The sequence below is a fragment of the Shewanella sp. JNE2 genome, assembly GCF_023159115.1.
Lineage (GTDB): Bacteria > Pseudomonadota > Gammaproteobacteria > Enterobacterales > Shewanellaceae > Shewanella > Shewanella putrefaciens.
Window position 1 is genome coordinate 2,163,227 of sequence record NZ_CP096169.1, and the last position, 23,943, is coordinate 2,187,169.

Genomic DNA, 23,943 nt, shown 5'->3' on the forward strand with positions numbered 1-23,943 from the left:
TTGAAGATTGAATTGAAGATCTAGAACGTCGAGATACTAGCTAATATTGATCAATAGGAGTGATATCGAACTAATGTATAATTTTTCACGGCTCCAATTTATTGTAGTTGCAGTTGCAAGCTATGCTCTCCTTGCTTTAGGTTGGATATACTTTTCAGATCAATTATTACTTTTTATTACGGATCAACAGACTGTTTTCCGTTTTTCCCTTGCCAAAGGCGTGTTTTTTGTACTGACATCCGCATTGGTTTTTTTGTTTGTCTTGAATGCCGTGCCAGATCGCCATATTGCGCCCTCACATCGCGCCATTGAAATCACTTTCTCTCGTTCTGTCTTGCTCGGTCAAAGTCCTTGGTTCCGTTATGGAATTGCCGTACTTTTCCCATTGTTAACGCTATGGTTTGCCCATTATTTAACCCTTGAATTACAAGCACGGTTGCTATTATTGCTTTTTACATTACCTATATCCCTAAGTGCGATTATGGGAGGATTTGCCCCAGGTTTATTAGCTACATTAATTTCGACTCTGTGTGTGTACTTTTTGGTTTCGAATGTGGAAAAGTCACCGCTTGATATGATGCTCAGTTGGCTACCGTTTGTTAGTTTAAGTGTGAACGGCATTCTTATTAGTGGTTTAAGTGGTTATCTAAGAGCCTCATTACGAAAATCCGACTTAAATCATCAGCTCCTTGAATCCATGGTTTCACAAACAACAGATGCCATTTTTGTGAAGGATTTACAAGGGCGCTATGTGGTTGCCAATCAAGGTGCCGCAGCGTTTGTGGGTAAATCAATGCAGGAAATGATTGGTCAAAATGATGATGCATTATTTGAACCCATATCAGCGGCATTAATCCATCAAAAAGATGAGGCTGTACTGAAAGAAAAGAAAGTCACCACACATAAGGAACACTTACAGCTAAAGAGTGGTTTAGCTGTATTTCAAGTCACAAAAGGCCCTGTTGTTGATTCTAAAGGTGAAGTTCGTGGTCTCTTTGGGATTGCAAGGGATATTACCGTACAGGAGCAAAGTGCTGAATTGATCCGTAAGAGTGAGGCAGGACTAAGGCAAGCCCAGCAATTGTCAGGTATTGGTAGCTGGGAGTGGGATCTTGTGACCAATACCCATACTTGGTCTGAGCAGGTTTTTGAAATCTATGGATTATCACCAAAAAAAGCACTGGACATTGAACAGGCACAGTCACTGTTTACCCCTGAAAGTTGGCAAAAGCTTAATGATGCCGTAAGCCAATGTCTAGACACTGGCGAACCCTATGAATGTGAAGCTGAGTTTTATCGTGCTTATACATCACCCTGTTGGATTAAGGCTCGGGGACAAGCAACGCGGGATGAACAAGGACGCATCATTAAGTTACAAGGTACAGTGCAGGATATTACCCAAGCTCGCCTGCTTCAACAGCAAATAGCAGCGCAAACTGCACAGTTACAACGAGTCATTCAAGGTTCGGATCAAGGTTACTGGGATTGGAATGTAACGACGGGCGAAGTTCAAATCAGTCCGCGATTTGAAGCCATTTTAGGGTATCAAACCGGTGAGATGCAGCTTAAAGCGACAAACTGGGCGCAATTTGTTTGTCGCGAAGATCAACGTGAAGTGAAAAAAGTGGTGTTACAACATTTACGGCACCTCACTCCGAGTATTGAACTTGAAGTGAGATGTAAAAAGAAATCCGGTGAACATTGTTGGGTACTTTGCAAAGGCGGCATAGTAGAGGTTGATAGTAAAGGTCGCGCTTTGATGATTTCAGGAACCCAAGCGGATATTACCCAACTTAAAAATCACGAAGCTGAATTAGATAAGGTTGCAAATTATGATGCCTTAACGGGATTACCTAACCGAAGATTATTACTTGATCGATTTAAACAAGCGATATCGAGAGTAAACCGTGATGGCAGGCTATGCGCAGTCTGTTTTCTCGATCTGGATGGCTTTAAAGCCGTTAATGATCATTATGGTCATGATGTTGGCGATCAACTTTTGGTCGCAATAGTGGACAACCTTTCTAAGATCATGCGTGAGCAAGATACATTAGCGCGAGTTGGTGGTGATGAATTTGTGGCACTATTTGATATTTGTTCAGAGGCGGAATGTACCCAAGTGCTTGAGAGAATGTTATGTGCAATAGATCAAACTGTCTTGATTGGGGATAAAAATTTGCGCCTAAGCGCCAGCATTGGGGTGAGTTTATATCCAGAAGATAATGTTGATCCTGATATTCTGTTACGCCATGCCTACCATGCTATGTATATGGCGAAAGCGGCTGGGAAGAACTGCTTTCAAATGTTTGACCCTGACGTCGATCGTAAGTTGCTTGCTCAACGAAAATGGTTAGAAGAGCTCAAATCAGCCTTTGCGAAGCGTGAGTTTGTGCTTTTTTATCAACCCAAAGTGAATCTTGCCACAGGAGAAGTGATCGGAGCCGAAGCCTTGATCCGTTGGTTACACCCACAACGTGGTCTATTATCACCCAGTGTATTTTTGCCTGATATTGAAGGGAGTGAACTTGAAATCCCGCTGGGTGAATGGGTGATCAACACCGCTATAGCACAAATCCAGCGTTGGTATCGTAGTGGAAAAAATATCAATATCAGTGTGAATGTGAGCGCCAGACAGTTACTGGCGGATCACTTTTATGATTTCCTAAAACAAACATTAGCTAATTTTGCTGATGTGAATACATCCTCCCTTGAGCTAGAGATTCTAGAAAGTGCTGCAATTAAAGATATGACGCTAGCGATTGGCATTTTGAAAGAATGTGCCAGTCTTGGCGTGCATTTTTCCCTTGATGATTTTGGTACAGGTTATTCTTCTTTAACTTATCTACGTCAATTACCCGTCTCAGCCCTTAAAATCGATCAAAGTTTTGTGCGTGATATGTTAGTTGACCAAGATGATTTAAGGATAGTCGAAGGTGTAATTCGCCTTGCAAGTGTGTTTAATTTAGCCGTTATCGCTGAAGGGGTTGAAACCATTGAGCACGGCAGAGTACTTGCGACACTGGGATGCCAGATGTGTCAAGGCTATGGAATTGCAGTTCCGATGACGGCAAGTGATTTTATGGACTGGTATGATAATTGGCCTACACAATATCAACAGATTAAAAATGAATTTAAACATATGAATGAGCAACAGTGCTAAGACTAACCCAAGTAATAGGGTGTTTTGCTTAGGACTTACAGGTGTAACCGAGAATTTTTTGATCCGCTTTTCGTTATTTTTGGTTTAAGCTGCTGCTCTTTTTCGCTGACAGGGCCATACATGCGTCTCCTTAAATCCACCCAAGATCCTGCGGTAAATTTACTCACTGCGAGAGTTTTTCACCGCCGAGCAGCACGAGCCATAGTGCTATCTGGTGATGATATTCTCCTGCTCTATACTCAAAAATACCATGACTATAGCCTTCCTGGAGGTGGCATTGATGAGGGAGAGAGTGTCGAAGCTGGACTTATCCGTGAATTGCGCGAAGAAACGGGCGCTATTGCGATTAAAGTATTAGCTCCCTTCGGCTGCTATGAAGAGTTTCGTCCATGGTATCGTGAAAATGCAAATGTTGTGCATATGGAATCCTATTGCTATCAATGTGAAATTGATATCGACTTAGGCGTACGAGGATTAGGGACTCCTACCTTAGAAGCCCATGAGATCAAAAATGGTATGCGACCTGAGTGGATTAATATCCATCAGGCCATTGCTCATAATGAAGATGTGCGGCGTCATTCACCTCATAAAGGACAATCGATAGAGCGCGAAACGTATTTACTAAAACGGATAGTGGAAGAGCTTTTAAACTAAATAAATCAATATGATTTGTAAAAACGTAGTGGTTAACTTTTTGCTTAGAGGGTAGGTGACAGTGCAAATTATTTTACTTACCCATGAGCGTGAATTAGTACGGGCAAATAATACTGGACGGCTCGCTATAACGGCCTTTCCCGAAAGTGTTATCTGCATACCTTGGTCAAGAACTGCACCAGATCCAGCCTTAGTCGCTGCGTTAGCCTCTCAAGAGGCTAAGCTTTTATTTCCAGCGGCATCAGAGAAAAATCTCAAGCAAGATATGCTAATTAAGCCAGCATTAACACGACCAAAACAAATTGTGATCCTCGATGGTACGTGGCAGGAGGCTCGAAAGATGCTACGCCAAAGTTCGTATCTGAAATCGGCAGCAAGAATTGCATTACCGTATAAGGAAAGTGGTTCCACTTTTGTATTAAGGCGCAATCAGCTAGAGGGCGGGCTTTGTACTGCGGAGTGTATTATTGCCCTTTGGCAACAAGTGGGCTATGAAAATCAAGCCACACAATTAATGTCGCTATTTACCGCGCTCAATAACCTTAATTGAGCACTTGGCAGGATGCTTTGATTCCAATTTATCAGCTTGAATATCCGTATTTAAATAACCGTTAAGTAAATGCAAAAAAAATGGCTCATAGCACCTCCCAATACAAACAGATGCCAAATTGCATGGTTGAATGGAATGCGTTTTCCCACATAGAAAATGACGCCTAGGGTGTAAAATAGTCCGCCTAAAATCAATAAGTTAAACCCAAGTGTTGACATGGCTGTGGTTAAGTCACCTATGATAGTCACGCATAGCCACCCCATTGTCAGATATAGCGCTAAACTGAGTTTTTTAAACTTATGAATAAATAATGTTTTGAACAAAATCCCGCCAATTGCTAGCGACCAAATCGCCGTTAAAATCACTATCGATTGTGTTCCCTGTAGGCTTATCAGCATCAAAGGTGTGTAAGTTCCTGCAATCAGGCAGTAAATTGCACAGTGATCGGCGATCTTAAGTTTATGTTTCCAGCCTGAATGGCTAACACTGTGGTACAAGGTTGAACATAGAAAAAGCACTATGATACTTGCACCGTAAACGAAAACGCCCGTAAGTTGAGTTATCGTAAGATGGTCTTGGCCTTTTAGCAGCATTAGCACCAATGCCACTATCCCTGCGATCACACCTAGGCCATGGGATACACTGTTAGCTATCTCTTCATTAGTACTATATGGCATAAATTTAGTATTGGTTTTTGTTGAGTTTTGTTGCTCGATAATACTTTGGCTTGGCATGGTGGATACGCACTTTCAAACGATGGTAATAGAGTTTACCAGTTAGCAAAATAAATCACCATATTTAAGCGTACACTTGTAAGCTAAATATGCAGCTTGCTTTTATTGCTTCTCTTCTAGCCCAATTGTTATCCCGTTTTCCTGTCTTATTGTCTCAACTGGCAAGTATCTTATCGAGTATTGGGGTAAGTGCTACGCTTGGAGCTTGTGTATTTATGTTGAACTTTGCTCTATTTGTCTCCTCTAATCTGCGTCAAGCACTCACAAATAAATATAATTATTGGATAATTCACTTTCAATATTCACCGACAAAGTGCAATCGTTCCACGTTAAGTACTATCGAAATCAATTGTATACACAAAACCTAAGGATGGATTTTGCCTTTTCAACGTCAACCCCATGCTCTGTCTTTATTTGTATCACCTGATCTCCGTGCTACGGGTGAGGAGGATGCAGATGGTGCTTTGCTTGCGCCGACAATATTGTTGCCAGAAGATAAGACTTCTATTGTGTTTCAACATAAACATGATCTTGGTGATCTAGATGATGCTTTAGCGCCTGCTTTTACCACTAATAAGGATTCGTTAGTTTGCGATCGCGGTGTAAGCCAGCCGTATAATAAAGGGGTAAGTCTGTTATTTTTTGTGCTCCTAGTGCATGTAGGTTTATTTTTACTGATCTATATTTTGTGGCGCCCGCAGTTAAATCCCTTTGGATTGAAGGAAATAGAAAGCCGTGGCCCTAAAGTGGCAGCGATCAAGGCTTACTTTATTTATGCTCCCGCGGTAGAGAAAGCCGAAACCTCAGAGCCCGAAACTGAGATAAAGGCCGAGGATAAGATTGAATCAGCAAATTTTGTTGCGTCTATACCTATTCCCGCCCCGCAAACTCCAGTTAAGCCTCAACCAAACAAAACTCAATCAATAGCCCCAAGTGAAGAACAACCCGCTGAAGCGATAGCAAAAAAACCAACGAATACGTTGGATATCACAGAATTAAAGCCGCAACTTGGTGCTAAGAGTTCGCCTGCAGAAGAAGGTGAAAGCACAATAGCGACAAGCTCAAGCATGAGTTTATTCACCCAGCATTATTTTGAGCGTCAGCGAGAGCAAGCGCTCGATGACCTCGTGATTGAACAGGCCGATAAATTCACCCGGAAATCGAATATGAGTGAAATGAGCCCAGAGATGGAAGTGTTATTTGTTCCTAACGCCGATGATTTCGCTGGCAGAACGAGTCACGATTTACCCTTAGATCCAAATCGTATTGTGCGTAAAGGGGATACTTGTTATCGCGTGGTACAAGTCGGCACTCAAGTTAATCCATACGCCGAAAATTTAGGCTTCCCATTTGACTGCAGTGGCAAAAAAATCAATCAAGCTATTGATGATGCCATTCAATCTCGATTAAATAAAATGATGCTCAAACCCCATAAATAGTGACTTTATTTTATGATCTATTTTCACGCCAATTATAACTTTGTTAGTTTCACTTTATTTACTCATTTAAAAACAATATGTTATGAATCTATATTTTGGATTGATAGTTAAGGGTTTTAATTGTTTTTTTCCTTGTTTGTTGCTGCCGCTTCTGTCTATACTGCGCACTCATCTTGTCGGAGTGCCTCTTGGCTGAGACCGTTTATTCGGGATCCGTTGAACCTGATCAGGTTAAAACCTGCGAAGGAAACAAGCGTAATAACACACATTAAATCGCGAAAATAGACGGCTTTAACACCTGTTTACTCAGCAGTGCTTTAAGTCTTAATGTTTAGATTTAATTGTTATTGAGCAGGGTAACTCAATTTTTGAAGCCAGTGTTGGCCACAAAAATTGATTGCCATGCCAGCTATCAACAACGCAATTCTCCAGACAAGCAACTCCATTTTTTAACGTGAGATTGCTTATGTCCAGTTCAAATCAAAACCTAGCTATAGCTGCCAATGCGATAGACATCACAGCGCCAGAATCGACAATCCCTAATAAATCGAAAGTGCCTAATAAATCGGTTGAGTCTAGTCAATCAACAGTGCCTAAGGCACCGAGTCGCCGAGAAATCCGCGCGCAGGCCCAAGCCTTTATCGATACGTTAGCGCCGCTGCAACATACTAATTCACAAAAGGTTTATCTTGAAGGTTCCAGTGCCGATATTCGCGTTGGTATGCGACAAATTCTGCAGACTGACACCCTTGTCGGCGGTACAGATGATGCGCCTATCATGGAAAAAAATCCGCCAATCCGCGTGTACGATTGCGCCGGACCTTATTCCGATCCTGAGGCCGATATCAATGTGCGTCTAGGCCTTGTTAAATTAAGACAAAACTGGATTCTAGCCCGCAAGGATACAGAGCAATTACCCTGTGCCACCTCAGACTTTACCCAACAAAGACTCGCCGATGATGGTTTAGATCATCTGCGTTTTGAGGCGGGTTCGAGTGCCATTGTCCGCCCACGCAGAGCGCTGCAGGGTAAACGAGTCAGTCAATTACACTATGCCCGTCAAGGGATTATCACGCCCGAAATGGAATATGTGGCGATCCGCGAGAATATGGCACTCGCCGAAGTACAGGATGAAATCCTCAATCGTAAAGCCAAGGGCGAAGCCTTTGGTGCCTTAGTTGGTGAACCGATTACCGCCGAATTTGTCCGCGCCGAAGTTGCCCGTGGCCGCGCGATTATTCCGCTGAATATTAACCATCCCGAAGCAGAACCTATGATTATCGGGCGTAATTTTCTGGTGAAAGTGAACGCCAATATCGGTAACTCGGCAGTGACGTCTTCCATCGAGGAAGAAGTAGAAAAGTTCGTCTGGTCAACCCGTTGGGGCGCAGATACGGTAATGGATTTATCCACGGGTCGTTATATCCACGAAACCCGCGAGTGGATCATCCGCAACTCGCCAGTGCCCATCGGCACAGTGCCGATTTATCAAGCGCTGGAGAAAGTGAACGGCGTAGCAGAGGATTTAACCTGGGAAGTGTTTCGCGATACCTTGATTGAACAAGCGGAGCAAGGTGTTGATTACTTTACTATTCATGCTGGTGTACTGCTTCGTTACGTGCCGATGACGGCTAAACGTGTCACTGGGATTGTCTCCCGCGGCGGTTCGATTATGGCCAAATGGTGCCTGAGTCACCACAAAGAAAATTTCCTCTATAGCCATTTTCGTGAGATCTGTGAGCTTTGCGTCGCTTACGATGTATCCCTGTCTTTAGGTGATGGTATGCGTCCCGGATCGATTGCCGACGCTAATGATGCAGCCCAGTTTGCAGAGCTTGAAACCTTAGGGGAACTAGTCAAAATCGCCTGGGAATACGACGTACAAACCATTATCGAAGGGCCGGGACATATCCCGATGCAGCTCATTAAAGAGAACATGGACAAGCAGTTAGCTCACTGCGGCGAAGCGCCGTTTTACACCCTTGGCCCGCAAATCACCGATATCGCACCTGGGTATGATCATTTCACCTCCGGCATAGGCGCGGCCATGATCGCTTGGTACGGCTGCGCCATGTTGTGTTATGTAACACCAAAAGAACACTTAGGATTACCGAATAAACAAGATGTTAAGCAAGGTTTGATTGCTTACAAGATTGCCGCCCATGCCGCCGATGTGGCCAAAGGTCATCCGAGTGCGCAAATTCGTGATAATGCGCTGGCAAAGGCGCGGTTCGAATTCCGCTGGGAAGATCAATATAACCTAGGGCTCGATCCTGACACCGCTCGGGCTTACCACGATGAGTCCTTACCACAGGAATCGGCCAAAGTCGCGCATTTTTGTTCTATGTGCGGCCCTAAATTTTGTTCGATGAAAATCACCCAAGATGTGCGCGCCTATGCCGCAGGTTTAGAGGCGGCACAAACGAAGGCAGAGCAAGTTGAAGCGGCTGCCCAAGCCATGCAAGTCACTATCAAGACGCCGCAGGAGTTGGAAGCGGCCATGGCACTAAAATCGGCACAATTTGCCGCTTCGGGCGCCGAGATTTATCACGTTAAAGACAAGCTCGTCGCCGAAGCTGAGGAAGCCTAATTATGCAGGGTATTCATGGGGGGAAATTGCCCATGAGTACCGCTCGCCCCGCGATTGTTTGGACCATAGCCGGTTCAGACAGCGGCGGCGGTGCCGGTATTCAGGCGGACTTGGCCACGATTCAAGATTTGGGTTGTCATGGTTGCAGCGTGATCACCACAGTGACGGCGCAAAGCTCAGTGGCGGTCACTTTAGTCGAGCCCGTGTCAGCTGCGATGTTAATGGCTCAGTTGACCACTTTACTGTCAGACTTGCCACCCAAAGCAATCAAAATCGGCTTACTGGCTGATCAATCTCAAGTCGCATTATTGGCAGATTGGATCGCGAGTTTTAAAATCCACTATCCATCTGTGCCTGTGATTGTCGATCCTGTGATGGTCGCCAGTTGTGGCGATGCATTAGCAGTAGATAACTGTCAGGATATAAAAAGTACGGCCAAATCAGCCTTAGATTTTAATCCTTTCAAAGGCTTAATCGAACTTATCACGCCCAATGTGCTTGAACTTGGGCGGTTAACTCACAGTGATGTTTCAACGAAAGCACAATTCGCTGCTGCAGCACAGGCTTTATCCCAGAGTTTAGATTGCAGTGTGCTCGCTAAAGGAGGCGATGTGAGCTTTGGTTGCACTGATATTCTTGATGATACTCATGCTAAAACTCACGATAACACTCATGCTCAAACTCAGGCTAACGTTCATGTTAGCACTCTCGATAGCAACGGCTGGGATCATGGGCTTGCCGAGGATTATCTGGTTTGCCATCAAGTACGCGCGAGCTCTGAGCTACATCAAAATGGGTGCTTCTGGTTAGCAAGCCAGCGGGTTAATACCCGTCATAACCATGGTAGCGGCTGCACTTTGTCATCGGCTATTGCCGCCGTGTTAGCGCAAGGTTTTGTATTGCAAGATGCGGTGGTGGTTGCCAAAGCCTACGTGAGTCAAGGCTTAAGCGCGGCGATTGGCTTAGGGCAAGGTCCAGGGCCGTTGGCCCGTACGGGGTGGCCCAATGACTTGTCCCGCTATGCCAAGATAAGGCTGTGTGATGGCAATTTTATTAGTCATAAACTCAATCAACACATTGATATTGTTAATGATTTAGTTGAGACGGTTTTATCTGCAACAGATCAGGCAACCGCTCAGGTAGTAAGAATAGCCTCGACGCCAGCTCAATGCATCTCATCCCACGGTTTTAAAATTCTCGATGCCGATCTTGGTGTTTATCCCGTGGTGAGTGACTTAACCATGCTGGAGAGTTTGTTAGCTGCGGGTGTTAAAACCCTGCAGTTACGGATAAAAACCGACATCAGCGAGTTATCTAGTGCAGCGCCAGCCGAATCTGATTTAGGCAAGTCTGCGCTTGGCAAATCTAAGTCAGGTAAGTCTGAGTTGGTTGGCTCTGAATTAGAAGCACAAATTCAAACGGCCATTGCCTTAGGTAAGCATTTTAATGCTCAGCTTTTTATCAATGATCACTGGCAGTTAGCGATAAAATACCATGCCTTTGGGGTACATTTAGGCCAAGAAGATCTCGCCGTTACCGACTTAGCGGCCATTCAGTCGGCAGGGCTCGCATTAGGTATATCCAGCCACAGTTATTTTGAGTTGCTACTGGCGCATCAATACTCGCCATCCTACATAGCGCTTGGGCATATATTCCCAACCACGACGAAGCAAATGCCTTCGGCGCCCCAAGGGCTCGCAAAACTTAAACACTATGTGGCGTTACTCCAAGACCATTATCCCTTGGTCGCCATTGGCGGCATCGATTTAGATAATCTGGCAAAGGTGAAAGCCACGGGGGTGGGCAATATTGCTGTGGTGCGCGCAATAACCGAGGCTCAGGATCCAGTCGCAGCGTTTGCACAGCTGAGCCAAGCTTGGGAGCAATGCAGCTTGTCTGAAGAACTGGCTGCAAAGCATGAGTTTGATGTAAAGCATGAGTTTGATGTAAAGCATGAGTTTGATGTAAAGCATAAGTTGGATGCAAAATATGAGTAAAAACAAATCGCTTTCTCACCCAGTGGTTCTTTGCGACGGTACACAAAGCGCTCATACACTCTGCGATGCCGATTTCATCCGTTATTCTCGGCAAGTCTTATTGCCAGAAGTGGGGGAGGCAGGGCAATTGCAACTGGCCGATGCCTGTGTCGCGATTATCGGTCTTGGCGGCTTAGGGCAATTGGCGGCGCAATATCTGGCTTGCGCTGGTATTGGCAACTTGACGTTAATCGATATGGATAAGGTTGAAGTATCGAATCTACCAAGACAATTGTTATTCAACGATACCGATATTGGACTCAATAAGGCGCGAGTTGCCAAGCAAAAGCTCAAAGGCTTAGCGCCGCATTGCACTGTTACTGCCCATGAAACTGCATTTAGTGCTGAGACATCAGCTCATCACTTCGCTGAGGTTTTACTGGCAAAACAACAGGGGAAAAGAGTGCTAGTGCTTGACTGCACAGATGACTTTGCGACTCGCCAATCCATTAATCGCTGCTGTATCGAAGCTGCTTTGCCTTTAGTCAGTGCGTCAATTGCAGCATTTAGCGGTCAATTGTTCGCGGTCGATCAAATGCAGCTCCCTTCTGGCGGCTGCTATCACTGTATTTTCCCCGCACAGACAAGAGTGTCGCAGAACTGCAGTGCCCAAGGTGTACTCGGCCCCAGCGTGGGTGTGATGGCGTCAATGCAATCCTTGGTGACGATGCAACTCTTGCTGAGTGTGGACAGCGGTTGCGATGAACCGAAAAATGCCTTGTTGGGGCGTTTTTGGCGCTTTGACGCTAAATCACTTTCATGGACAGCGGCTGTATTAACGCGGGATCCCCATTGTGATGTGTGTGGTCCCAAAGGGGCTTATCTATCATCAAATAAAGATAGTCTTGAGGTTTGATATGATTTTAATTCACATAAACAATATCCCGCAGTTGTTATCTGAACCGACGTCACTAGAGGCTGTGATCCTCGCACAAAATATTGCGCTCGATTCAGTTGCTATCGTGTTGAATGCTGAGGTCGTTCCGCGCAATCGCTGGCAATCTATTCTCTGCCAAAATGAAGATAAATTAGAACTTTTTTCAGCAGTGGCGGGAGGCTAATATGTTAAAGATTGCCGATGTGGAATTTGAATCACGGTTATTTACCGGAACGGGAAAATTTAGCAATAGCCAAGTGATGCTTGAGGCAATAAGGGCTTCAAAATCGCAGTTAGTGACAGTTGCGATGAAAAGAATTGATTTTAAAATGGGGCTTGATGATTTACTCACGCCGTTACGTCAAGCGGGTGTACAGCTATTGCCTAATACTTCTGGGGCGAGAAACGCCAAGGAAGCGGTGTTTGCGGCTGAGCTTGCCCGTGAAATGCTGGGAACTCATTGGATTAAGCTCGAAATCCATCCAGACCCTAAGTACCTGATGCCCGATGCAATTGAAACCTTAGCAGCGGCCAAGATTCTCTGTGATAAAGGTTTTATCGTGATGCCCTATGTGCATGCCGATCCTGTGCTGTGCCGTCGTTTGGAAGAGGTGGGCTGCGCTGCGGTTATGCCACTGGCGAGTCCGATTGGCAGTAATCAGGGTTTAGTCACTGAAAGCTTTTTAAAAATCATCATAGAGCAGTCGCGGGTGCCAGTGGTGATCGATGCCGGTATTGGCGCGCCTTCACAGGCTGCGCGGGCAATGGAGCTGGGCGCCGATGCGGTGCTCGTCAACACCGCCATCGCCAGCAGCGCGTCGCCGATAGTGATGGCCGAGTGCTTTAAGGAGGCGGTGCAATGCGGTCGGCGAGCCTTTGAAGCTGGGCTTGGCCGAGTACAAACGGGCGCGGTACAGACCAGTCCTCTGACGGGATTTTTAAATCAATGAGTTTTGTAGCGGAATTTGCCAACATCCCACGGGATAAACTGTTACTCGATTTGTATTCTTGCACAGCCCAAGATGTCGAGCGGGCGTTAGTGAATCCAGCAGGGGATTTATGCAGCTTACTGGCCTTGTTATCACCTGCGGCTGAACCTTATATTGAAACCATGGCACAGCACTCTGCGGCGCTTACGCGGCAGCGATTTGGCGCGAATCTGGGCATGTATTTACCGCTATACGTCTCGAATCTGTGCGCTAATGAGTGTGATTACTGTGGTTTTAGCATGAGTAACAAACTTAAACGCAAAACCTTGAATAAACAGGAGTTGATGGCTGAAATAGCCATTATCAAAGGCAGAGGTTTTGATTCTGTTTTACTGGTGTCAGGTGAGCATGAAACTAAGGTTGGTATCGATTACTTCAAGCAAATTTTACCATTGGTAAAGCAGCAATTTAGCCATGTGGCGATGGAGGTCCAACCCATGAGTGAGGACCATTATCGCCAGTTAGTCGCGCTAGGTTTAGATGCTGTGATGATTTATCAGGAGACCTATCAGCCCGAGACTTATGCTCGTCACCATTCCCGAGGTAAAAAAATGGATTTTGCCTATCGCTTAGCAACACCGGACAGAGTTGCGGCGGCGGGCGTTGATAAAATTGGTCTTGGGGTATTACTGGGGCTGGATGATTGGCGTTTAGATGCGTTAATGATGGGATATCATATTGACTATTTAGAGCGTCGCTATTGGCGCACTCGCTTTAGTATTTCGCTGCCAAGGTTAAGGCCTTGTACTGGCGGGATCACTCCAAAAGTTATTCTATCGGATTTAGGTTTAGTACAAATGATTTGTGCATTTAGACTTTTTAATCATCAGCTTGATATCAGTATGTCGACAAGGGAAAGCCCTGAGCTGAGGGATAATCTTTTGCCACTTGGAATTACTCAAATCAGTGCGGGCAGCTCGACACAACCGGGCGGCTATCAAGCACCCGACAGTCAACTCGATCAATTTGAGATAAGCGATGATCGCAGCGTCGAGCAAGTCATCGAACAGATGCAACGGCAGGGTTTTAATCCAATATTCAAGGATTGGGAATCTGCATGGATAAACAGCTAGTTTTTGCGGGAAATAAATGGCGCTAAGGTTGATAAAGGCTGTACTTTAGCAAACTGTTGGTCAATAATTGTTCTAGTTATTACCACAGCGGGATTACCGTTATGCAAATACAATCTGCCTATTCATCTGGTGTACAAGGTTTGCAAAGTGCGCAATCTGGGTTAACTCAAGCTACAATTGATGTGGCTAAATCGACACCAGCTCAAAGTGCAGCGCCTTCGGAATCGACTAAAGACGTTGCACAAACCGATAAAACCTCGGCCTTACTCTCTGCTAATCAATCTGTAAGGCAAGCGGAGGCCGCTACTGAAGTGATAGAAACTGATTCAGAGACAATAGGAACCATCATTAATATTAAGGTGTAAACACTATGTCTGCCGTGGCGCAGTCACCCAAGGTTGGAGCGTCACCCACTTCTGTTTTGGAACATGATAAGTCGTTTGGACAGAGCCGTACTTATCAAGAAACGAATGGAAAAAGTAGTCAGCCTGTTAAGCTGAACTCTCCAAAAATAGAAGCGAGTGGGGTATTTGAACCATCACTTTCTAATGCGCTAGCGCATGGTGGCGCTGCTGTTACTATAACGAAAGCAAATCCACTATTAAGTAAGCACGTTTCTACCTCATCCAGTGACATTTCCGTCACCGTAAATCAGACGTTAAATACTGATCATATTGTTTCTTCTCAGAATGTTGCAGTCTTACATGCGGAGCCCGCCAGTTTTAGCCTATTGACGGGCCCACGCTCAATACGGGGGGTGAGAGAAGGGCAAATAGCCACAGTTGCACCCAACGATTTTTCACCCTTGGCGACATCAAACGGACAATCCAGTACCACGGCTTTATTAACCCCAGCGTTAACACTTTTTGTTCCAGATGGGAGACACATCTCTGCTTTAGCACCAGAGCTAATGACTGGAGATTATTCTCCTGTTGCTCAAATACAGGGCTCACAGGTCCATTCAGGGATAAAAGACGTGTCATTGACTCCTGAAATACCCAATGCCAATGTTCCTGAATATGCAAATAAGCAGGTGATTCCTTCAGCGAATACAAGGAATACCGTTATTACAGATGGTACTGATAACTCTATTTCTTATCCTCAGACTGAGCAAACTGATAATCAGGCAAAGAATGTTCCTCCACAAAAAAGTCCTGAGGAGCGGTTTATTGAGATGTTTGGCAAAGCAGCCCCTTTTAAATCAGGTGATAATGAGGAGGATGACAAAACTGAGGAGAGTAAGCAGCAAGCTCTAGCTGCAATTTTTACGAATGATGCTGGTAAGGAACAAACAGAACAAGCAGAAGCAGAAGCTTCAAAACAATTGGATGAACAAACACAAGCTCAAAAGGTTCAAGAGAAGATTGCTGAGCAGCAACGTGTTCAAGTTGCAGAGCTTAAAGCCCGAGATGCGGAAGTTAAAGCCCATGAACATGCTCATGCAACCGTTGGTGGACAATATGCCCAAACGCCAAATTTTAAATATGAAAAAGGAGTTGATGGACAACGTTATGCCACTGATGGAGAAGTGCAGATCGATGTTTCTATTGTGGCAGGTGATCCGCTAGCAACAATCAACAAAATGAAGCAAGTATATGCTGCAGCAATGGCTCCAGTTGATCCATCGAGTGCAGATATTCGCGTTGCGGCTGAAGCATTAAAAAAGATGAATGAAGCGAAAGCATTACTTGCAGAGGAACGTCAGAAACAAATCATCGATTTAGAAACGACTCAAACCTTGATCGAAGCCGATGCGCAGGTTGAGAATTTACCGCCGCTTAAGCCGCATACTTTTACCGTTACAGGGGAGGTTGATGCTGCAGGCAATATTGTTCAACCACAAGATAGCGGCATAACACCCGTATCTGAGCTTATCGATAGAATAAAGCAAGGCATTGAAGCAAAGGATAATATTCAGGCACAAGTCTCATCTACCACTGTTGCCTCTGTAAATGAGCAAACTCAATCAGAGATAAAAGATGACATAACCCAGCCTATTGAACCACCCACAGCAACATTAGCAATAAACTCTGACAAGCTAGATATGGGAAATATGAAGCCGAATTCTGCGGTAATAAACCGTTTTGACTCATCAAATTTAAAGAACGAAACTATGGCAACCCGTTATTACGCTGCGGTTGCACAATTGAATCAGCCAGTTTCAAGCCTCTAACACCTTTTGAAATCAACTAAAGTAAATGTGCATATTCAGTTTTTTAATGACCTGTATTTGGTATTGCGATCCCATGATGTCGTAAAATGAACGAAGCGAGCAATTTAGAAGCCGGGCCTTGGTTATCTCGGTTTGGGATCACCAGACTCAACATTATTCGACGTTTTTGACTACCTTCGAGATGTAAACGGACTAAATTACCCGATGATAATTCCTCCTGTACTAAAAACGATGGGATCCAGCAAAAACCAATACCACGATTTAAAATCACTTTAGCTTCGTGGAAATTAGAAACCGTCCAGCGTTGTTCTGCTTTTAACCAACCAATATCAACATTTGACTGTACGCCAGTATCTTTAATCACTAGCTGTAAATATTGCGCTAGTAGTTTATCGTCTTCAATAATCCCTAAGTCCGCTAGAGGATGTGTTGGGTGGCATACCAGATACAATTCCTCTTCACATAGAGGCTCCGCTAAATATCCCTTAGGTGCAATACCCGCACAGATGGCAATATCAACTTTATTTTGCGCGATAAGTTCTTGGGTGCCTGTAATTACCGAATCCAGCATAATAATGCGGGTGCCGCGGCTATGGGGTAAAAAAGCATTGAGAGCTGACACTAAACTTTCCATTGGATAAATGATTTCACGGGCAATGGTGAGTGTGGGTTCCCAGCCTTGCTCTAGATTGCTGGCAAGTTGTTCCAATTCATTAACGGCTTGGGTGACATGCCGTGAGCGGCGCAGTAGCACTTCGCCCTGCGGGGTGAGATAGGCTTTACGGCCTTTGACTTCGAGTAGTTCGATACCTAGCTGGTGTTGTAATTTGGCAACCGCATGGTTGAGAGATGATTGACTCTTATTGAGTTTTTCTGCCGCTTGGGCATAGCCTCCAAAATCGACAACTGCTTGTAAAATACGCCATTGTTCCAGAGTGGATTTAGCTCGAGTCATAATAGTCCCAAAAAAGCGATAGATTTAGCTTATAATGTCGACTTCTTATCTATTTTTCAATTAAATTACGGTATTAAATGAAAGACTATTGCGCTAATGGATGTGCTTACCGCGACATATTCGCAATATATTGAATAAGACTCGTTGGATCGGTAGGCCCCTCGATAAATGCGCTTAATTGTTCGCTTAAGCTAAGTGAATCTTCGTTTACAACGAGAAGATTAAATAAACTGAGTTTATCGGATCGATTGGCTGTTATTTGATAGATGAGCTTTGCTAGCGCTTCTTGCCAAAGGGATTGATAGTAAAGCGGCCCTTCATTGGCAATTGCATTGAAACTATATGGATAGTCATCCACTTGTGACCACTCTTGTCCAAAACTGTATGTAAACTCGGTGGCGAGATCCCCATAGCTTTGCTGAGATTGAGCTTGATAAACGTTCAGGGCTACTTTAGCTCGAAATACCTTGAGCTGCTTTGTGTAAGCTTTTACAAGAATTTCGCGTTCATTTAAATAGGTTTGTTCATAGTGTGGAAACAGTTCGTTTTGAAGTATTTCAGCTAACCATAAACTGCCAATATGATGGCTCTCCTGAATTGAATCTTGCGTATTATTGAGGTAAAAGTGGCTACCTTTTGCTAGCGATGTTACCGCTTGGGCCAAAGCGTGGGTAAATTGTTCAACATCTTTGTGCGTACTGAGTTGAGGTTTGAGATCTAAGGCTTGTTGACCAAATTGCTGCCCGATAACACCTTGACGTAGCGTTTGCTGCTGATGACGCTGGCGTGCAACATCATAGGAAATATAGAGTTCACCTAATAATCTGCGCTGGTGGTAAACCCTAAATATTGGGTGTGAAGATTCTTGGATGTTTATCGTTTCAATAGGCTCAAAATGGAGCCCCCATTGCTGTAGATAAGCAAAACTTTGAGCCAATATGTGTGCCGTTAGTAATTGCGGCGCTTGTGCAAATGCCTTTTGAGGCAATATTTGCCCAAGATCCCAAGGGGCTATCTCTACTGAGTGCGTTTGAGTATCGAGAAATGCCTTAACAAGCTCAGGTGATGATAAGAGTTGTGTACTGAGGCTGAAACTGGCGTGATCGGCAAAGCCTACGGCCCAAGCGGTTTGTTGACGAAGTGCTAAAATCTGGTTTAATGCATCGCGATTGCGCTGACGTGCACGAGCTTGATAAGCTTGCCAGACTTGCGCGCGGCATTGAGGATGTGGTTGTTTGAGTAAATAGTGGGCAACCGTACCTGAAAAATGACGCAGTTGCGTATCTGCAACCTCTTCCCCATGTGATGCAAGGATCGCGTCTGTTTGATCTTCAGTAATCAGTTGGCACTTTTTATCATGGATATCGAGACTAAATTGTTGACTCGCTAACCCTTGGCTTATCGTCGCTTGAGCCGTATGTAGTGTTGCTTTTTCGGTTATTGATAACTGAGAGTCTATCAGTGATTGCAACTTACCGCTTAACAGCATCTGCTCCCGATCACCTTGTGATAAAGCGTGGGTTAGCTGATGAAATTCAGTTTGATTGACGAGTTCCGACAAGGTGTCGGCAAGGCGTAATTGGCATTGTAATAACCCAGAACGCTCGTCAGCGGAGAGCGTAAACCCGCGGTAATAATTCACTCTATCATTGATATTATTAAGCCCAATGGTTTGCTGCTCTAAGATCAATGCCTGCTTTGCAATAGATAAAGGAAGTTGCTCTTCTGCATAAGCATCTGCTAAATCAATTCTAGGTAAGCGTAGACACTGCTCAACAAGCAATGGCACAGGGCTTGGCGCGGCATAAATGAATCCGCTAAACAATAATCCAAGTGTCAGTAAAGTGAGTTTACCCATTAACTGTTTCTTGGTTAGGCTGGTTTTTTATTGCAATAATCGTCGCTCGCTTAGGCGCTGGATAACCCTCAATTGTTTTAGTGATATCAGTGGGATCAAGATATTCAAGCAGTGACTCATTGGGCATCCAGTCTGTACGTCGTTGCTCTGCAAGGGCTGTGACATCGGTATCGACACAACGGATATCAGTGAAATCACATTTCTTTAACCAGAGCATGAGCGCGGCAACTGACGGAATAAACCATACATTATTCATCTTGCCATATCTATCTTGAGGCACGAGTACGGCGTTTTCGTCGCCATCTATCACCAAGGTTTCTAGCACGAGTTCACCGCCAGTACGTAACTGATCACGCAATTGCAGTAAATGATCGATAGGCGAACGTCTGTGATACAAGACGCCCATAGAGAAAACCGTGTCGAATGCATCCAGCGGTGGTAATTCTTCAATACCCAGTGGCAAAAGGTGCACAGGATGATGGGCGCCCGCTAAACGTTTTACCGCTTCAAACTGACATAAAAACAACGCCGAAGGGTCGATGCCCACTACGCGTTTAGCCCCTGCGCCCAACATGCGCCACATATGGTAACCACTGCCACAGCCTACATCGAGCACTGTACGGTTTTTCAATGGGGAAATATGCTGCTTAACGCGATCCCATTTCCAATCGCTGCGCCATTCGGTATCGATATGAATGCCGTGAATGTGGAAGGGCCCTTTGCGCCATGGCATAAACAGGCGCAGTAGATTCTCTAGCTTCTCTTTCTCGCCAGGACTGAGTTGCTCGCCGCTGCCGACGGTGACGCTATCGACAAAATCTAATTGGTCTGGTGTAGGATAGTGTAACTTGTTGAGCACCTTTTCCCACTTGGGCAAATTACCGTGTTTATGCTCCCGTTGCCACTTACCTAAAATACTCGGCAGAGTCTCGAGCCAGTGTTGTAGATTGGAATCGGCAATTTGTTGATAAAATGAGCTAAAGCTGATCACTTGATGGCCACCATAGAAGCAAAGTTAAAACATTGGAACCACAGACTAAAGTGACTAAAGCCTTGGCGGGTGAGTCGTTGTTGATGCGTGGTTAAGGTGTCTGGCTTCATGACATTTTCCAGCGCACTGCGTTTTTGGCTGATCTCAAGTTCGCTGTAACCATTGGCACGTTTGAAGTCCAAATGTTGCTCTTCCAATAGTGTTTGGATCGGGGCATCATCGAAGCGAATTTTTTCCGAGAGCACTAACATCCCGCCGGGATTCAGGCCTTGATAAATCTTCGCTATCAGGGTTTCTCTGTCTTCTGGCGGTAAAAACTGCAATGTAAAGTTGAGTACCACCAATGATGCATTTTGAATATCGATATCGCGAATATCACCGCAAACCAGATCGACATCCGTATTGCTGACATAGGCATTCAGGTTCTCTTGGCAGCGTGCGACCATAGATTCACTGTTATCGACAGCAATAATGCGACATTGGCGACCTTGGATTTGGCGACGAATACTTAAGGTCGCGGCACCGAGTGAGCAACCCAAATCGTAAATTTGAGTATTTGGCATGACGAAACGATCCGCAAAATCGCCTATGGTATTGATAATTTGCGTATATCCAGGTACAGAGCGGCGGATCATGTCACTGAAAACGCCTGCTACACGGTTATCAAACTGGAAATCGCTAATGTGCTCATTTGGTTGAGCGTAGATAGTATCTTGAGAAGTGTTCATCTGGAATTATCTCGGAAATTCAACCCAGTATTTTAACGAATCAGATTGATTTGCAGCAAGTCTTAGGCTAGTAATTTGCGATAAATTTTTGTCTAATATGGCATAAATAACAAAATCATTACATGTACATCCAGTACTAAGGGCTCAACTTGAAGTTTGTGGTCTACTTAATTGTGATCTTGTGCAGCTATTTTTTGAGCATTACAGGGCAGGCGAGTCCATTGCCTAATGAGCCATTAATCATCGTTATGGGTGAAGACAGTTTTCCCTATCAATATGTGGATAGCGAAGGAGAACCGACAGGATTACTGGTTGATCTTTGGAAAGAATGGGCTAAGCAAACCCATACAGAAGTGGTGTTTGTCGCACGCCACTGGAATGAATCTCTCACTCAATTACAAAAAGGTAAAGCGCACGCTCATCTTGGTATGGGAATAACACCAGAAAGAGAGCAACTATTTGATTTTGCGACTCCGATTGCTGATGTTGATGCTTATCTTTATTTACACAAATCATTACGTAGTAAAAAATCAATCAAGGAATTGATTCCCTATCAAATCGGTGTTGTAGCAGGCTCATATCATGAAGCGCAGTTACAACGAATGGAGTCTAAATTAGTTTTAAAGCGTTATGAGAGTCGTGAAAAACTGCTTGCAGGCGTGGCTTCTTCAGAAATAGTGGTATTCGCTGGATTAGAAGGTTACTTGAAAGATCCTGCATCATCCCAAGATATTTCGGCTAATTTTCCTAATACAGCTCGCATAAAAATTAAAAGTGTCCAGTTTGTCCCCGCGACAGTTAAAGGTAACCAAGCATTAGTCGATAAGATTAATCGCGGTTTTATGGGTCTAGATCCTCAGTTTATCCAGCAGACTGAACGGCGTTGGTTGGGGATCCATAGGCAAAAATCTGGGTTGATTATTGCTATGCAACAGGGTGTTGAACCCTTTGTTGATCTCGGTGTTGATGGCTTACCCCATGGTTTGTATGTAGATATGTGGAAATTGTGGTCCGAAAAAACGGGGATTGATATTGATTTTATCACCGGTGACATGAATGCCAGTGTTGATGATGTACGTCGTGGTCTAGCGGATGCACATATTGGTTATCCAGAGAGTGATGACTTAAAAACTGGACTTACCCGAGCCTGGCCTCTCTATACAGTAAAGAGTCGACTGTTTATTTATCAGCAACAATTAAATGATGTATCCCAATTAAAGGGCAAACGGATCGGTGTTGTACCGACAGCACCTTATTTGGTCTCACTTAGGCAGGCTTTGCCTGATGTGTCTTTACGCTATTATGACAGTATGGATGCAATGGTGACAGCCGCCAGAACTGGTGAAATTGTTGGCTTTGTTGCAGCAGGGGCTTGGACATCTCATTACCTACTGCTTAATAAAGGCTGGTCTGACTTCCATCAATATCCCGACTTAGCGTTTTCGACCAATATCTATGTGCTTACTCGCAGTGATGATCCTGGACTTACGCAACGAATTGAAAATGGTTTTAACAGTATAACTCCCAAGGAATTTGCAGATATTGAGCATAAATGGATGCTCAACCCTCAGGATCATATCTTCAATCAAACGGAGCGTAACCGTATTAATTTAACGGCTATAGAGCAAACCTATCTTGAAAGTTTGGCTGAAGTGCGTATGGGTTATCTTAAACATTGGCCACCCATGGAGTTTACGGATGAACAAGGGGAGTTTTCGGGTATTAATAGTGATATTGCGCGGCTGTTAAAAGAAGAATTACACCTTAAGCTGACTCCCATTGCTTTTGATGACTGGCATGCGTTAATTCAAGCGTTGCAAAAAGGCGATATTGCTCTTGCAGGCAGTGTAGCTAAAACGGCTGAGCGGCAACAACGATTACTGTTTAGCGACCCATATTGGCCATCACCTTGGGGGTTAGTCTCACAACTCGAGCAGGTTTCTGTGTTTAACATCGCTCAGTTAGCAGGGCAAAGAGTCGCTGTGGTTGAAGGCTATCATTTGGTAGCGCAATTAATGGCATTACAGCCATCACTTAAATTGGTGCTAGTGACGGACACTAAAGCAGGGGTGAGTGCAGTGGCAAATGGTCATGCGGAGGTGTTTATTGACAAAGTGGTCACACTGGCCTCTGAGCTTAAAGGTGGGGAGTTTCCCACTCTCAAAATGTCGCTATTAAGTGATTTGGCCGATCAACATAGTCATATTGGGGTCAATCCGGAATTTGAACCCTTAGTGCCACTGATTAATAAAGCGTTAGCTATCATCGATAATCAACGTCAACAACAGATATATTCCCACTGGGTCTCATTTACGGTTTCAACGGATAACAGCCATTATCTTCAATGGATCCGCTACTTACTGTTCAGTGCCGTAATATTATCTATTGTTATGATAGCGGTGTTGGCGGTCAATAGACGTTTAAACCTTGAGATAACACGGCGAATTTCAGCGGAGAAACGGTTACAACATGTTGCAAACCATGATGTATTAACCCAATTACCTAATCGCGCGTTGTTAGATGACCGCTTAGCTCAAGCGCTATTATCACATCAACGAGATCAAGCCTACTTTGCTCTGTTATTTATTGACTTGGATGAGTTTAAGCAAATTAATGATCAGCATGGTCACCCAATAGGAGATTCAATACTGACACAGGTAGCACAAATTTTACTTAGTTCAGTGCGAAACTCTGATACCGTGGCACGATTTGGCGGCGATGAGTTTGTGATCCTACTAAATCGTGTACAAGATCTCGATGCCGCGACCCAAGTTGCTGATAATATCCTGCAGTCTCTTTCCTCGCCTTTGCTCATAGAAGGGCAAACGGTGAGGGTTGCTGTCAGTATTGGTGTCGTACTTTATCCCCGAGATGGTGATACTGCTATTGGGTTGTTGAAAAAGGCTGATCAGCTAATGTACCAAGCCAAAAGTAGTGGGGGACGTTGCTACCGTATTTCTTGACGCTTTTTTGAACGCTTATACACAGATAATGTGTTCACCTCTAGTCAAGGGCGTAAAACTGTTTGATACTTCACCGCCTAAGAGTGAAGTACTTTGGTAATCGGTATTATTTGACTATAATGCCGCTTTTATCTCGTTTTGATTATTTCCAAAGCACCGGTTTCCGGATAAAG

At 44.5% G+C, this 23,943-nt stretch carries 18 protein-coding genes and 1 riboswitch; of the genes, 13 read left to right on the forward strand and 5 right to left on the reverse strand.

Going from position 1 to position 23,943, the window contains the following annotated elements; all coding sequences use genetic code 11:
- Positions 1-73: 73 nt before the first annotated feature.
- The 3 genes from MZ182_RS09745 to MZ182_RS09755 all read left to right on the forward strand — a co-directional run bounded on the left by MZ182_RS09745 (position 74) and on the right by MZ182_RS09755 (position 4,364).
- On the forward strand, positions 74-3,160 hold the full coding sequence (locus MZ182_RS09745; protein WP_248068109.1) for an EAL domain-containing protein: 3,087 nt from the start codon (positions 74-76) through the stop codon (positions 3,158-3,160).
- Between the two features lie 120 nt (positions 3,161-3,280).
- On the forward strand, positions 3,281-3,814 hold the full coding sequence (locus MZ182_RS09750; protein WP_011789389.1) for an NUDIX hydrolase: 534 nt from the start codon (positions 3,281-3,283) through the stop codon (positions 3,812-3,814).
- A gap of 61 nt (positions 3,815-3,875) precedes the next feature.
- On the forward strand, positions 3,876-4,364 hold the full coding sequence (locus MZ182_RS09755) for a DTW domain-containing protein (RefSeq protein WP_248068132.1): 489 nt from the start codon (positions 3,876-3,878) through the stop codon (positions 4,362-4,364).
- Between the two features lie 50 nt (positions 4,365-4,414).
- Here MZ182_RS09755 and trhA read toward each other — a convergent pair whose 3' ends face one another.
- Positions 4,415-5,098, reverse strand: a complete 684-nt coding sequence (trhA, locus tag MZ182_RS09760; protein ID WP_248068093.1) for a PAQR family membrane homeostasis protein TrhA — start codon at positions 5,096-5,098, stop codon at positions 4,415-4,417.
- 377 nt (positions 5,099-5,475) lie between these two features.
- Here trhA and MZ182_RS09765 point away from each other — a divergent pair, with 377 nt between their 5' ends.
- The 9 genes from MZ182_RS09765 (at position 5,476) to MZ182_RS09805 (ending at position 16,275) form a co-directional block, all read left to right on the forward strand.
- Entirely contained in the window at positions 5,476-6,537 is a 1,062-nt protein-coding gene (locus MZ182_RS09765; protein WP_248068090.1) for a hypothetical protein, read from the forward strand.
- 167 nt (positions 6,538-6,704) lie between these two features.
- Positions 6,705-6,803, forward strand: a riboswitch (TPP riboswitch).
- A gap of 200 nt (positions 6,804-7,003) precedes the next feature.
- Entirely contained in the window at positions 7,004-9,127 is a 2,124-nt protein-coding gene (gene thiC, locus MZ182_RS09770; protein ID WP_248068088.1) for a phosphomethylpyrimidine synthase ThiC, read from the forward strand.
- A 2-nt stretch (positions 9,128-9,129) separates the two neighbouring features.
- A complete protein-coding gene (thiE, locus tag MZ182_RS09775; protein ID WP_248068085.1) occupies positions 9,130-11,124 on the forward strand; it encodes a thiamine phosphate synthase in 1,995 nt (664 codons plus the stop codon).
- Entirely contained in the window at positions 11,117-12,019 is a 903-nt protein-coding gene (locus tag MZ182_RS09780; RefSeq protein WP_248068073.1) for a HesA/MoeB/ThiF family protein, read from the forward strand. The genes thiE and MZ182_RS09780 overlap by 8 nt, the downstream gene beginning before the upstream one ends.
- A 1-nt stretch (position 12,020) precedes the next feature.
- Entirely contained in the window at positions 12,021-12,224 is a 204-nt protein-coding gene (gene thiS / locus MZ182_RS09785) for a sulfur carrier protein ThiS (protein ID WP_025007650.1), read from the forward strand.
- 1 nt (position 12,225) lies between these two features.
- Entirely contained in the window at positions 12,226-12,990 is a 765-nt protein-coding gene (locus tag MZ182_RS09790; protein ID WP_248068071.1) for a thiazole synthase, read from the forward strand.
- Positions 12,987-14,102, forward strand: a complete 1,116-nt coding sequence (gene thiH / locus MZ182_RS09795; RefSeq protein WP_248068070.1) for a 2-iminoacetate synthase ThiH — start codon at positions 12,987-12,989, stop codon at positions 14,100-14,102. The genes MZ182_RS09790 and thiH overlap by 4 nt, the downstream gene beginning before the upstream one ends.
- Positions 14,103-14,203: 101 nt before the next feature.
- Positions 14,204-14,467, forward strand: coding sequence for a hypothetical protein (locus tag MZ182_RS09800; protein ID WP_011789379.1), 264 nt, complete (start codon positions 14,204-14,206; stop codon positions 14,465-14,467).
- A 5-nt stretch (positions 14,468-14,472) separates the two neighbouring features.
- On the forward strand, positions 14,473-16,275 hold the full coding sequence (locus MZ182_RS09805; RefSeq protein WP_248068069.1) for a putative metalloprotease CJM1_0395 family protein: 1,803 nt from the start codon (positions 14,473-14,475) through the stop codon (positions 16,273-16,275).
- Between the two features lie 43 nt (positions 16,276-16,318).
- Here the strand turns inward: MZ182_RS09805 and MZ182_RS09810 are convergent, their stop codons facing one another.
- From MZ182_RS09810 to cmoA, 4 genes are all read right to left on the reverse strand, one after another.
- On the reverse strand, positions 16,319-17,230 hold the full coding sequence (locus tag MZ182_RS09810) for a LysR family transcriptional regulator (RefSeq protein ID WP_011789377.1): 912 nt from the start codon (positions 17,228-17,230) through the stop codon (positions 16,319-16,321).
- A gap of 106 nt (positions 17,231-17,336) precedes the next feature.
- Entirely contained in the window at positions 17,337-19,088 is a 1,752-nt protein-coding gene (locus MZ182_RS09815) for a M3 family metallopeptidase (protein WP_248068067.1), read from the reverse strand.
- Positions 19,081-20,079, reverse strand: coding sequence for a tRNA 5-methoxyuridine(34)/uridine 5-oxyacetic acid(34) synthase CmoB (gene cmoB, locus MZ182_RS09820; protein ID WP_248068065.1), 999 nt, complete (start codon positions 20,077-20,079; stop codon positions 19,081-19,083). Before cmoB ends, MZ182_RS09815 begins: the two co-directional genes overlap by 8 nt.
- Positions 20,076-20,807, reverse strand: a complete 732-nt coding sequence (gene cmoA / locus MZ182_RS09825) for a carboxy-S-adenosyl-L-methionine synthase CmoA (protein ID WP_248068062.1) — start codon at positions 20,805-20,807, stop codon at positions 20,076-20,078. The genes cmoB and cmoA overlap by 4 nt, the downstream gene beginning before the upstream one ends.
- Positions 20,808-20,956: 149 nt before the next feature.
- Between cmoA and MZ182_RS09830 the strand changes: the two genes are divergently transcribed.
- Positions 20,957-23,770, forward strand: coding sequence for a transporter substrate-binding domain-containing protein (locus tag MZ182_RS09830; RefSeq protein WP_248068051.1), 2,814 nt, complete (start codon positions 20,957-20,959; stop codon positions 23,768-23,770).
- The last annotated feature ends 173 nt before the right edge of the window (positions 23,771-23,943 follow it).